The sequence below is a fragment of the Cryobacterium fucosi genome (assembly GCF_004403515.1).
GTDB lineage: Bacteria > Actinomycetota > Actinomycetes > Actinomycetales > Microbacteriaceae > Cryobacterium > Cryobacterium fucosi.
In genome coordinates this window covers 17,264-29,161 of sequence record NZ_SOHH01000074.1, presented here as the reverse complement: position 1 = coordinate 29,161, position 11,898 = coordinate 17,264, and the positions used below count along the sequence as shown (strand labels likewise).

The window sequence follows — 11,898 nt, the reverse complement described above, 5'->3', positions numbered from 1 at the left end:
GGCCGCGCTCGCCGCGGCCGACACGGCGTCCGGCCTGGTCGCCGGGGTGCCGTGCCAGGCTGCCGCCACGGCGGCGGAACTGGGCGGCGCCGCAGTGACCGCGTGTGCGGTGGACGGCCTGATCGCATCCGTCAGCGTGGCGCGCACGGTGCTGGGCTTCGACCTCGGCTCGCGCGCCCGTGCCGGGCCTCCGCCCAGCCGATAGCCCGAATCAGAATCGACGGCACACGCACCGGCCGAATCAGTCAAAGACAGCCTCGAGGTAGCGGTAGTCGACGGCGGTCGGCCGCTCCGGGAACTCCGACGACTCGAACTCGAGTCCGGCGCCGCGCGTATAGAGGTACCGCTTGGCGCCCGCGTCCGCCGGGATCTCGAGCCGGGGCCGCGGGTCGCCCGATTCCAGGAACTCGGTGGTGATGGTCTTGCCTTCGAGGGGGCCGTCCGTGAGCTTCGCGGTGTACGTGCCCGTTGCTGGTGTACCCATGCCTCCATTGTCCTCACCAGCGCACAACTGGCAAGCCCCAAAGCCAGTCACGGGCGCGGCCGATTAGGTAGGCACCCGATTGCGGTGTGTATGGTGTGCCTTGGCCCCTCATTGGGTCGATACCTATAAAGAGGAGTCTGGTGCCAGGCACTAAGAAGCTGGTCATTGTCGAATCGCCGACCAAGATGAAGTCGATTGCGGCTTATCTGGGCGACGGCTATGAGGTTTTGTCCTCGGTTGGCCACATCCGCGACCTGATCGAACCCAAAAACCTGCCGCCCGAGCTGAAGAAGGGCCCGCTCGGCAAGTTCTCCGTCGACGTCGACAACGGCTTCGAGCCGTACTACGTGGTGTCCGACGCGAAGAAGAAGACCGTCGCCGAGCTCAAGCGGGCCATGAAGAACGCCGACGAACTCCTGCTCGCAACTGATGAGGACCGCGAGGGCGAGGCCATCGCCTGGCACCTGCTGCAGGTGCTGCAGCCGAAGGTTCCCGTGAAGCGCATGGTGTTCCACGAGATCACCAGGGAGGCCATCCTCCAGGCCAAGGACAACACCCGCGACCTCGACACCGCGCTCGTCGACGCCCAGGAGACCCGGCGCATCCTCGACCGCATCTACGGCTACGAGATCTCCCCGGTGCTCTGGCGCAAGGTCGGCCCCGGCCTCTCGGCCGGCCGGGTGCAGTCCGCGGCCACCCGGCTCGTCGTCGAACGCGAACGCGAGCGCCTCGCCTTCGTCTCGGCCGGATACTGGGACCTGATCGCGCAACTGGCGCCCGGCGCCGACCAGGCGGATGCTGCCTTCCAGGCCAAGCTCGTCCGCCTCGGCGGCGAACGCATCGCCACCGGTGGCGACTTCGACGACCTGGGCCGGCTCAAGCCGAAGGTGCAGGCGACGACCCTCGACGAGGCATCCGCCCTCGCCCTCGCCGAGGCGCTGAAGGCGCCCGACGTCGCCGTGACCGTGACGAAGGTTGCCTCCAAGCCCTACCGTCGCAGCCCGGCCGCGCCGTTCACCACCTCGACTCTGCAGCAGGAAGCGGCGCGCAAGCTCCGTTTCACCGCCCGCCAGACCATGAGCGTTGCCCAGTCGCTGTACGAAAACGGGTACATCACCTATATGCGTACCGACTCGCCGTCCCTGTCGCAGCAGGCGATCACGGCCGCGCGCACCCAGGCGTCCGCGCTCTACGGCCCCGAAACCGTTCCGGCCCAGCCGCGCCTCTACAAGGGCAAGAGCAAGAACGCGCAGGAGGCGCACGAGGCGATCCGCCCGTCGGGCGACACCTTCCGCACGCCGGCGTCGCTGTCCTCCTCGCTCCGCGGCAACGATTTCAAGCTCTACGACCTGATCTGGAAGCGCACCGTCGCGTCGCAGATGGCGGATGCGACCGGTTCGACCGCGTCGGTCGCCATCACCGCCGGCCCCACCGGCCCGGCCGCGCACCCCGCGGCATCCGCGGCGATCGCCGAATTCTCGGCCAGCGGCACCGTGATCACCTTCCGCGGCTTCCTGCTCGCCTACGAGGAATCCCGCGACGAGGAGCGCAACGCGCCGACCGACCCGACCGAGTCCAAGCTGCCGCCGCTCGCCGAGGGCCAGTCCCTGACGATGCTGGAGATGGAAGCCAAGGGCCACGAAACCACCCCGGCCGCCCGGTACACCGAGGCGAGCCTGGTCAAGAAGCTCGAGGAGCTCGGCATCGGCCGCCCGTCGACGTATGCGTCGATCATCTCCACGATCACCGAGCGCGGCTACGTCACGCCCCGCGGCCAGTCCCTCGTGCCCAACTGGATCGCGTTCTCCGTCGTGCGCCTGCTCGAGGAGTACTTCTCCGACCTGGTCGAATACGACTTCACCGCCGAGATGGAGGACGACCTCGACCGCATCGCCGACGGCAAGGCCGACCGGGTGGACTGGCTGACCAGCTTCTACTTCGGCTCGGACAAGCACCGCGGCCTGCGCCAGGTGATCGACAACCTCGGCGAGATCGACGCCCGCAGGGTCAACTCGATGCCGATCGGCGACGACATCACCCTGCGGATCGGCAAGTACGGGCCCTACCTCGAGGTCGCCGACCCGGGCGCCGAACCCGATGCCCCGCCGCGCCGGGTGAACATCCCGCCGGACCTCGCGCCGGACGAGCTGACGCCGGCGAAGGCCAGGGAGCTCATCGACGCGCCGGTCATCACCGACCGCGTGATCGGCATCAACCCGGACAACGGCAAGTCCATCGTGGCCAAGGACGGCCGGTTCGGTCCGTACGTCACCGAACTGGAGCCGGAGCCCGAGTCGGTCGAGCCCGGCGAGACCGTCGACCCGGTCACCGGCGAGGTGACGTTGCTGGCCGACTCGGCCGCTCCGGCCGCCACCGCTACCGCCACCGCCACCGCTACCGCTACCGCGGCCGCGACCAAGCCCAAGCGCAAGGCCCCGGCCAGGAAGGCCGCCGCGGTCAAGCCGCGCACCGCATCGCTGTTCAAGTCGATGGACCTGGCCACGATCGACCTGGACACCGCGCTGCACCTGCTGGCGCTGCCGCGCGTCGTCGGCGCCGACCCGGAGACCGGCGCCGAGATCACCGCCCAGAACGGAAAATTCGGCCCGTACCTCAAGAAGGGCGTCGACACCCGGTCGCTGAGCGAAGAGGACCAGATCTTCGAGATCGACCTCGCCGGCGCGGTCGAGCTCTACGCGCAGCCCAAGTACGGGGCGAAGCGGGCCTCGAGCGCCCTCAAGGAGTTCGAAGCGCCCGACCCCGAGAGCGGCAAGGCGATCAAGGTCAAGGACGGCCGGTTCGGCGCCTACGTCACCGACGGGGTCACCAACGCGACCATCCCGAAGGCCGAGAGCGTCGACGAGGTCGATTTCGACCGCGCCGTGCAGCTGCTCGCCGACAAGCGGGCCAAGGGCCCGGTCGTGAAGAAGACCGCCGCCAGGAAGGCGCCCGCTAAGAAGGCGCCCGCGAAGAAGACCGCGGTCAAGAAGGCGCCCGCGAAGAAGGCTGCCGTCAGGAAGCCGACTCCGTCGGGGGCGACCACGACCGTGCGCAAGCCGGCCACCCCGGCCCAGAAGGCGGCCACCGCAGCGAAGGCCGCGGCCACCCGTGCGACGAACGCGGCTATCAAGGCGGCGGCGGCATCCGCGCAGTCGTGACCGGCCTCTTCATCACGCTCGAGGGCGGCGACGGCTCCGGCAAGTCCACCCAGGCGCAGCTGCTCGCCGACTGGCTCGCCGGCCGGGGCCGCACGGTGCTGCGCACCCGCGAGCCCGGCGGCACGCCGGTCGGGGTACTGATCCGCGACATCGTGCTGCACCACCGCGGGGAGGTGGCGCCCCGCGCCGAGGCCCTGCTCTACGCGGCCGACCGCGCGCAGCACATCAGCACCGCCGTGCGCCCGGCCCTGGAGCGCGGCGAGGTCGTGATCCAGGACCGTTACCTCGATTCCTCCGTCGCCTACCAGGGTGCCGGCCGGGTGCTCGACGGCACCGAGATCCGCGACCTCTCGCTCTGGGCCGCGGAAGGCCTGTTGCCGCACCTGACGATCCTGCTCGACCTGGACGAGACCGTTGCCCGGGGTCGCCTCGACGACGCCAACAAGCGGTTCGACCGGCTCGAGGCGGAGAAGGCCGACTTCCACCGCCGGGTGCGCGGCTCGTTCCTCGAACTGGCCGCCGCCGAGCCCGACCGGTTCCTGGTCGTGGATGCCGCGGCGCCGGTCGACACGATCGCCGCGGCCATCCAGGCCCGCGTCGCCACCCTCCTCCGCTAGCCCCTCGCGGGTGGACGCGTGCGCTCAGGAGAGTGTCACCGACGAAAGGTACTCTGGTCCGATGAACGTGTGGGATGACCTGACCGGTCAGGCGGACGCGATCGCCATCTTCCGCGCGGCGGCGGAGCGGCCGATCGCGAAAGCGGCCGGGTCGTCGGATTCAGGGTCCGCGGCCGCACAGGGTGCGGCCGGGTCGTCGATGACGCACTCCTGGCTGATCACCGGTCCGCCCGGGTCCGGCCGGTCCAACCTCGCCTTCGCCTTTGCGACGGCCCTGCTCAGCCCAGGCACGCCGGAGGGCGACGAGAGCGCCCGCCGCCTGGTCGACGCGCGCACCCACCCCGACCTGATCGTGTTGTCGACCGAAGGGGTCATCATCAAGATGGAGTCGGTGAAAGAGGCCGTGCAGCGCTCCCAGTACTCGCCGTCGGTGGGCCGCTACCGGGTGATCGTCGTCGAAGACGCCGACCGGATGGTCGAACGCACCTCGAACGTGCTGCTCAAGGCCCTCGAAGAGCCGCCCGAGCGCACCGTCTGGATCCTCTGCGCCCCGAGCGAAGCCGACCTGCTGCCGACCATCCGGTCCCGGGTGCGCTCGGTGCGCCTGCGCGTGCCCAGCGTCGACGACGTCGCCGCACTGCTCATGAGCCGCGACGACGTCGACGAGGCCACCGCCGAACGGGCGGCCCGGGAGGCGCAGAGCCACATCGGCATGGCCCGCCGCCTGGCCACCAACCCCGAGGCGCGGGCCAGGCGCGAGGAGACCCTGCGGGCGGCCCTCGGCATCCGCGGGGTGTCCGCCGCAGTCAACGCGGCGGCCCGTCTGCTCGCCATCGCCGGTGACGACGCCAAAGCCATCACCCTGGAACGGGACGCCGTCGAACGGGAGGGCGTGCTGCGCTCACTCGGAGTCGAACCGGGCCAGTCCGTGCCGCCGGGGTTGCGCGGCCAGATCAAGGCCCTCGAAGACGACCAGAAGCGCCGGGCCACCCGCAGCCTCCGCGACGGCATCGACCGCATCCTGGTCGACCTCACCTCGCTCTACCGCGACGTCATCATGGTGCAGCTGGGGCGGGAGCAGAGCGTGATCAACCGTGAACTCCTCACCGAGGTGCGCGGTGCCGGCACGGCCTGTCAGCCCACCGCGACGCTTGCCACCCTGGATGCGATCGCCCTGGCCCGCCAGAGAATCGAATCGAACGTGGCGCCGGCCCTTGCCCTCGAGGCGATGCTGGTGTCGGCGATCCGCCGGACCTAGCCCGGTGCAGCACCCTTCACGGAAGAGGAACCCGATGACCAGACGAACCCGTACGCGCACCGTCACGGTGCTGGTGGCGACCACGGCGGCCGCGATCGCAGTGACGATGGGGCTGAGCGCGTGCGTGCCGTTGTTCCTTCCCCAGCAGGCCAGGTCAACCTCGTCGCCGACCACGGAGAAGGTCAGCGCCGGTCTCGAGCCGTTCTACAGCCAGGTGCTCAAGTGGAAGGACTGCGGCTCCGGGTTGCAGTGCACCACGGCATCCGCCCCTCTGGACTGGGCCGACCCGGCCGAGGGCGCCGTCGACCTTGCCCTGGTGCGTCGCCCCGCGTCCGGAAGCCGGGTCGGTTCGTTGCTGGTCAATCCCGGCGGTCCCGGCGGCTCCGGCTACGACTTCGTGAAGGATTCGCTGGACTACGCCACGGATGCGAAGCTGCAGGCGGGGTTCGACATTGTGGGCTTCGACCCGCGCGGGGTCGGCCGGTCCTCCGCGGTGAAGTGCTACCAGCCCGCCCAAATGGACGAGTACCTCTACGGCCTGCCCACGGCCGCGCGCGGTACGGATACCTGGATCCAGGAGCTTGAGACCGCCTCCGCCGAATTCGGCGCGGCCTGCGAGAAGAACACCGGGCCGCTGCTCGGGCACGTCGACACCGAGAGCGCCGCCCGCGACCTCGACCTGCTGCGCGCCGTCCTCGGGGACGAGAAGCTCAACTTCCTCGGCTACTCCTACGGCACCTTCCTCGGCGCCACCTATGCCGATCTCTACCCGGGCAAGGTCGGCCGGCTCGCCCTCGACGGCGCGCTCGACCCGTCCACCAGCAACGCCGAGGTGACCCGGGTGCAGGCGACGGGCTTCGAGAGTGCGCTGCGCGCCTACCTCGCCGACTGCCTGGACGGCGCGAAATGCCCGTTCAACGGCACCGTCGACGACGCCATGAACACCATCGGCGCGCTGCTGGCCTCGGTGGACGCGAGCCCGATCACGGCCACCGACGGCAGGAAGCTCGGCGCCAACACGCTGCTCACCGCGATCATCTACCCGCTCTACCAGGCCGAAGCGTGGCCGAACCTGAGCGAGATGTTCACGACAGTGCTGCGCGGCGACGCGGACGCGGCATTCCAGTTCGCGGACGGCTACAACGGCCGCAACGCGGACGGCAGCTACCGCGACAATTCCACCGAGGCCTTCATGGCAATCAACTGTGTCGACTACAGCTACAACGACGACCCGGCCGCGATGCGCGCCCAGGCTGCGCAGATTGAGGCCGCCGCGCCCGTCATCGGCAAATACATGGCGTTCGGGGACATCGGCTGCGCCAACTGGCCGTACAAATTCACCGGTGAGCGCGCACAGATCCACGCCAAGGGCGCCGCGCCGATCCTCGTCGTTGGCACGACGAACGACCCGGCCACTCCGTACGTCTGGGCGAAGAACCTGGCCGGCCAGCTCGACAGCGGCCACCTCGTCACGTACACGGGCGAGGGCCACACCGCCTACAACAAGTCCAACTCCTGCGTCAACGACGCGGTGGACGACTACCTACTGAAGGGCACGGTGCCTGCGGCCGACCCCAGGTGCTGACCGCATGAGCGCATTTCCGAAGGAGGATCGACCCCCGCGGCCGCTCGGTGCAGAATTGCGCCCTGTGTAAGAATTGGAGGATGTCGGCAGAACACGGAGAACCAGGCCTTCGGGAGCGAAAGCGGCTGGCCACCAGGCGGGCCATTCAGCGAGCGGTGCTCATCCTTTCCTGCGAGCGCGGAATCGAGAAGGTGACCGTGGAGGACATCAGCCGGGCCGCCGACGTGTCCCCGCGCACCTTCTTCAACTACTTCTCCTCCAAGGACGCCGCCATGGTCGGAGATGAACTGGACCTGGCTTCCGCGGACGACATCGACGCGTTCGTGCACGGTGGACCATCGGGGGACATCCTCGCCCAACTCGCGGAACTGCTGGCCTCCAGCCTGAAGAACACCGAGGGAGACCGGGAAATCCACCAGTTGCGCCGCACCGTGATGAAGGAGAATCCCTACCTGTTCGGCCTGCGGATGGCGACCCTGCGCAACTTCGAGGCCCGGCTGCAGGACATCATCGGCGAGCGTCTGGCCGCCGACCAGCCCGACCTGGCCGCCGACCCGGTGCGGCTGCACCAGCGCGCCCTGCTCCTCACCCTCGTGGCCGTCGCGGCGGTGCGCCACGCCTGGCGGTGCTGGGCCGAGGGCGACGCGGTCCGGTCCCTGGCCGACGAGGTCACCGAGTCATTCACGGAACTGTACGAGATGACCCTCCGGACAAGCTAGGCTTTGTTGCTGTGTCACCGGGCCCTTCCGTGAGGGAGGAATCGTGCGTCACGCCGCCTTAGCTCAGTCGGTAGAGCGTCTCACTCGTAATGAGAAGGTCATCAGTTCGATTCTGATANACTCGTAATGAGAAGGTCATCAGTTCGATTCTGATAGGCGGCTCCGTTATCGCTCGCGGCGCAGGTCCGGGAAGCTGGCGCACCGGGGAACCTGCGCCGCCTTCCCAAAGCTGCGCCGCGGCCCGGTGGTCGAGCCGGCCCCGGTGGTCGAGCCGGCCCCGGTGGTCGAGCCTGTCGAGACCGGGTGAGTCGCGCCGGCGGCGTCCGGCGCTACAACCAGCTCTGATCAGGCCCCGTTGGTCGAGCCTGTCGAGACCGAGGCGTGGCCCAGTCTCCGCTGCACGGGGAGGACCGTCGTCCCCGCCAAGCGGATGTTCCCACCGGAACCCTCCGGCCGGGACGTAGTTTGGATGTGGCGCAGCTGCGGCCGAGGAGTCCCTGGACGCCTTCGAGGCCGCAGGCCGCCGCTCCCGACCGCTCGCGGCGCAGGTCCGGGAAGCTGGCGCACCGGGGAACCTGCGCCGCCTTCCCAAAGCTGCGCCGCGGCCCGGTGGTCGAGCGTGTCGAGACCGGGTGAGCCTCCGCATCCGTGGCGCGGTCTCGACAGGCTCGACCACCGGGGCCGGGCTCGAGCGCCGGGGCGCGGTCTCGACAGGCTCGACCACCGGGGCCGGGCTCGAGCGCCGGGGCATGCTCGATCCCGGGGCCGGGCTCGAGCGCCGGGGCCGGGCCGGCCCGGTGGAGGCCCAGCACGATCGCCTTCACCTGCTCGAAGCAGTCCGCGAGCCCCGACGCCGGGGCGTGAAGCTGGGCGAGCCGCGGGGGAGCCTCCACGAGTAACGCGGGCGTAACGCAGCCGCGCCGAGACTTGGCCGAAAGCCACGGGAAGCTCGGAAATCCCGAGCTCGTGCGGAGGGAGGATCTGATGTCCAAGGCAGAAGATTTTGAGGAGCCGTCGGGAAACGAGGCGGCCGAGAGCGAAGAGACGGCGTCGAGCCAGGAATTCGAGGCACCACCCGACGACAGTGCGGGAGGCGGGCAGGCGTCATTCGTGCCCGACTCAAGCGCCCTGTCCGGCGGGTACCCGACGCAGCTTCTCGACGCCCACGGCGAGCTGGCTGCGGTGCTCAAGGCGCAGGCCCGCACCTCGGGAGCGCAGACGGTCGCGCTGGACGCGGCGACCGACGGCCTGAGTAACATCGAAGGCGTCGCCATCGGCCTCGGTGAGCCCGGTGACGGTATGCCGGGCGAACCGACACTCAACGTGTTCGTGGCGAAGTCCATGTCGTCGAGCACGGCGCGCCAGGCGGTGGTGGACGGCCTCGGCATCCAGAGTGCGTCAGACGTGCCGATGACGATTCGGAAGTCCGGCCAGTTCGAGACGCAACAGTTCAACTTCCGGGCGCGGCCCGCACCCGGCGGCATCTCGGTCGGGCACGTCAAGGTCACGGCCGGCACCCTGGGCTGCCTGGCACTGGGCCGGAGCGCACCCCGCAACAGCCGCTTGCTCGTCCTGTCGAACAACCACGTGCTGGCGAACTCCAACAGTTCCGTGTACGGCGACAGCATCATCCAACCCGGCCGTTACGATGGCGGCGTCTCGCCCAAGGACCGGATCGCGATTCTGGAGCGGTTCGTGCCGATCAAGTTCGGCGGCGCGACCAACTACGTGGACTGCGCCACCGGCTGGGCCTGGCCCGCGCTGGTTCGCCGCGAGGAGCTCTACCGAACCGGCGCAGGCTTCGGCTTCTTCCGAATCGGGAGCACCCCGCAGTATCCGGCCCTCGGCAACACCGTCGGGAAGTCCGGGCGCACGACCGAACTCACGCAGGGAAAGGTCGTCGCGACGAACTGGGCGGGCTACATCAACTACGGCAGCGCAGGTCAGGCCTACTTCGCCGGGCAGTTCGTCGTCCAGGGAAACAGCGGCACGAACTTCTCGGCCGGTGGCGATTCCGGGTCGGTGATCTGGAAGTGGCAGAGCGGCCTTCCCCCGGTCGGTCTCCTCTTCGCGGGCGGCGGTGGCTACACCATCGCCAGCCCCATGCCCTGGGTCACCTATTTCCTCGACATCAACCTGTACACCTAGGACATGGTGCGGGCGAACCCGGATGCATTCCCGCAGGTTCGCCCGCACCGGCCGTGCCTTCAGGTGACGATCCATGCTGACCTATAGTCGTCTAGACGGTTGCCCGCCCCGGGCGGAAGAGAGGTTGAGTGATGCCACTGTTTCTCGTGGTCCTATCCACCGTTCTGGTCCTGGCCGGAGGCCCGCGCGGCCGCGACACCACGGGCGCCGGCGACCCGGAAGGAGCGGCGCTCCCCGATGCTCCCCTGCCCCCGAACCTGAACGTGAACGCCCATCCCGTGGATGAGATCATCGACCTCAACAAGGAAAGACTCCTCGCCCTTGGCGGCGTGGACGGGGTGGGACACGGCCTCACGCCCGCCGGCGACGATGCCATCATCGTCTGGGTCAGCGACGCCGCTGCGGCAGACCGGGTGCCGACCGAAATCGACGGCGTCCCGGTCATCGTCGAGCAGGTTCCGGGTGGATTCCACGCCCAATAGGACTGGCCCTGGAACAATGCCGTTCTCCACTGCGACTGCGACTGAGACTGAAACTGCGAGGATCGATCTCCCGGGCGTGTCCACCGAACTGGGGCCCCGGCCGGGAAGGTCCGCGAACGCCGGGCATGGGAGGGTGGGACTGGCAGCATCTTCCGAGGTTGGTTCCGCACAACAGATTGAGGCTACGCAGTGAACGACGGGGATTCTGTTGGAGCGGCACGGGACGACGCTGAGGGTACCGACGACGCATTCGGCACGAATGTGATGGTGATCCGGGTGTGGACAGAGCGCGAACACGAAACCGGGTTCCGGGCGCGGCTCAGGTTCGGCACGCCACTGCTCGCGGAGCCGTCAGTCGTCCACGCGACCGACCCGGAACAGGTCCTGGACGCTGTCCGAAACTGGCTGTCCAGCCTTCCAGGGGCTTCAGTCCCGGATAAGGACGAGAACACGCCCTAGATCGACACCGGAGGTCCATTCGATCGGCGCTGAACGAAGCATCCGGCGACCGGATCAGTCGAATCATTGACAAGGCGGGTTCAGCGGTCCACCCTGAATCCGTGTAGCCGCAAATCGGCTGCGAGAATCGTGTTCTGCAAGCGTCGCCGTCGGTGTGAGGTGGGGGTGGGGGACTCTTGGAAGCCACAGCGTCGTGGGAGTGGAACCTCGAGTTGCTCGGGTGCTGGCAATTGCGGCGCGGCGACGAGCCGATCGAGGTCGGCTTTCGCCAGCAGCGCGTCATCACCGTCGTCGCCCTGCTCGGCAGCCGGTCGCGGACTTTCGTTGCGAACCTGCTCTGGCCGGAGAACTCCGAATCGCAGGCTGCCGGCAGCCTGCGGGCCAGCATGTACCGGATCTCCCATGAGCTACCGACGTTGATGCAGAGCGCAGGTCACCGCTTGGCGTTGGGCAACCGGGTCGCGGTGGACGTCCACTCGGTCCGGCAGCTCGTTCGGGACATCCTGGCGACCGGCGCGGTCACCCCGCCGACGGCCGCCACTGACGTGCTGTGTTCCGCGGACCTGCTGCCCGGCTGGTACGAGGACTGGGTGATCTTCGAGCAGGAGCGCCTGTGGCAGGGGCGCGTGGCCGCACTGGAAGCCCTGGCGAGACACTACCTCGACCGCGGAGACAACGCCCGCGCCCTGGCTGCTGCCGGCGCCGCAGCGGCCATGGAACCGCTTCGTGAAAGCGCCCATCTGCTCCTCGTCCAGGGCCACCTGGCCGCCGGGAACCGCGCTTCCGCCTCAGCTGCCTTCGGGCGGCTTCGGGCCGGCCTCGATCGCGAGCTGGGGATCGCGCCCTCACCCAGATTCACCGAGCTCCTTGACCTGCGAACCCCACTGCCCGCGCGCGAGCGCGATCCGGGATGACAGCCTCTGCCTCCCCGGATTTCTCGGCTGGACATTCTCGGCGGGGGGCCACACCTCCTCGTAGCTAGGCTGGA

11 protein-coding genes, 1 tRNA gene and 1 pseudogene are annotated in these 11,898 nt (G+C 69.1%); 12 read left to right on the top strand and 1 reads right to left on the bottom strand.

Features of this window, described 5'->3' with window-relative positions:
* Positions 1–205: pseudogene (locus E3T48_RS16770) on the top strand (helicase); the annotation flags it as partial.
* 36 nt (positions 206–241) lie between these two features.
* Here E3T48_RS16770 and E3T48_RS11000 read toward each other — a convergent pair.
* Positions 242–484, bottom strand: a complete 243-nt coding sequence (locus E3T48_RS11000) for a hypothetical protein (RefSeq protein WP_134524105.1) — start codon at positions 482–484, stop codon at positions 242–244.
* A 140-nt stretch (positions 485–624) separates the two neighbouring features.
* Between E3T48_RS11000 and topA the strand changes: the two genes are divergently transcribed.
* The 11 genes from topA (at position 625) to E3T48_RS10945 (ending at position 11,824) form a co-directional block, all read left to right on the top strand.
* Positions 625–3,642 carry a type I DNA topoisomerase gene (topA, locus tag E3T48_RS10995; RefSeq protein WP_134524104.1) on the top strand — a complete coding sequence of 1,006 codons (3,018 nt, stop codon included), beginning with the start codon at positions 625–627 and terminating at the stop codon, positions 3,640–3,642.
* On the top strand, positions 3,639–4,259 hold the full coding sequence (gene tmk / locus E3T48_RS10990; protein ID WP_241986767.1) for a dTMP kinase: 621 nt from the start codon (positions 3,639–3,641) through the stop codon (positions 4,257–4,259). Before topA ends, tmk begins: the two co-directional genes overlap by 4 nt.
* 61 nt (positions 4,260–4,320) lie before the next feature.
* The gene (locus E3T48_RS10985; RefSeq protein ID WP_134524102.1) at positions 4,321–5,517 is read left to right on the top strand and encodes a DNA polymerase III subunit delta'; all 1,197 of its coding nucleotides are present in this window, start codon (positions 4,321–4,323) and stop codon (positions 5,515–5,517) included.
* 34 nt (positions 5,518–5,551) lie between these two features.
* A complete protein-coding gene (locus E3T48_RS10980) occupies positions 5,552–7,102 on the top strand; it encodes an alpha/beta hydrolase (RefSeq protein WP_134524101.1) in 1,551 nt (516 codons plus the stop codon).
* Positions 7,103–7,182: 80 nt separating this feature from the next.
* Complete coding sequence (locus tag E3T48_RS10975; protein ID WP_134524100.1) at positions 7,183–7,821, top strand: TetR/AcrR family transcriptional regulator; 639 nt, start codon at positions 7,183–7,185, stop codon at positions 7,819–7,821.
* A 52-nt stretch (positions 7,822–7,873) separates the two neighbouring features.
* Positions 7,874–7,983, top strand: a tRNA-OTHER gene (locus E3T48_RS10970).
* Between the two features lie 470 nt (positions 7,984–8,453).
* On the top strand, positions 8,454–8,720 hold the full coding sequence (locus E3T48_RS10965) for a hypothetical protein (protein WP_134524099.1): 267 nt from the start codon (positions 8,454–8,456) through the stop codon (positions 8,718–8,720).
* A gap of 85 nt (positions 8,721–8,805) precedes the next feature.
* Positions 8,806–9,969, top strand: a complete 1,164-nt coding sequence (locus tag E3T48_RS10960; RefSeq protein ID WP_134524098.1) for a chymotrypsin family serine protease — start codon at positions 8,806–8,808, stop codon at positions 9,967–9,969.
* Between the two features lie 131 nt (positions 9,970–10,100).
* Positions 10,101–10,451: a hypothetical protein gene (locus E3T48_RS10955; protein WP_134524097.1), complete on the top strand. Its 351-nt coding sequence runs from the start codon at positions 10,101–10,103 to the stop codon at positions 10,449–10,451.
* Positions 10,452–10,640: 189 nt separating this feature from the next.
* Positions 10,641–10,910 carry a hypothetical protein gene (locus E3T48_RS10950; RefSeq protein WP_198417662.1) on the top strand — a complete coding sequence of 90 codons (270 nt, stop codon included), beginning with the start codon at positions 10,641–10,643 and terminating at the stop codon, positions 10,908–10,910.
* Positions 10,911–11,086: 176 nt separating this feature from the next.
* Positions 11,087–11,824 (top strand): AfsR/SARP family transcriptional regulator, encoded by a 738-nt coding sequence (locus E3T48_RS10945; RefSeq protein ID WP_134524096.1) that lies wholly within the window; start codon positions 11,087–11,089, stop codon positions 11,822–11,824.
* The last annotated feature ends 74 nt before the right edge of the window (positions 11,825–11,898 follow it).

What these genes read in the sequence shown, in the direction of transcription:
- E3T48_RS11000 (WP_134524105.1), bottom strand. Translation starts at nt 484, where the DNA reads ATGGGTACACCAGCAACGGGCACGTACACCGCGAAGCTCACGGACGGC.
- E3T48_RS10985 (WP_134524102.1), top strand. Translation starts at nt 4,321, where the DNA reads ATGAACGTGTGGGATGACCTGACCGGTCAGGCGGACGCGATCGCCATC.
- E3T48_RS10980 (WP_134524101.1), top strand. Translation starts at nt 5,552, where the DNA reads ATGACCAGACGAACCCGTACGCGCACCGTCACGGTGCTGGTGGCGACC.
- E3T48_RS10975 (WP_134524100.1), top strand. Translation starts at nt 7,183, where the DNA reads ATGTCGGCAGAACACGGAGAACCAGGCCTTCGGGAGCGAAAGCGGCTG.
- E3T48_RS10960 (WP_134524098.1), top strand. Translation starts at nt 8,806, where the DNA reads ATGTCCAAGGCAGAAGATTTTGAGGAGCCGTCGGGAAACGAGGCGGCC.
- E3T48_RS10955 (WP_134524097.1), top strand. Translation starts at nt 10,101, where the DNA reads ATGCCACTGTTTCTCGTGGTCCTATCCACCGTTCTGGTCCTGGCCGGA.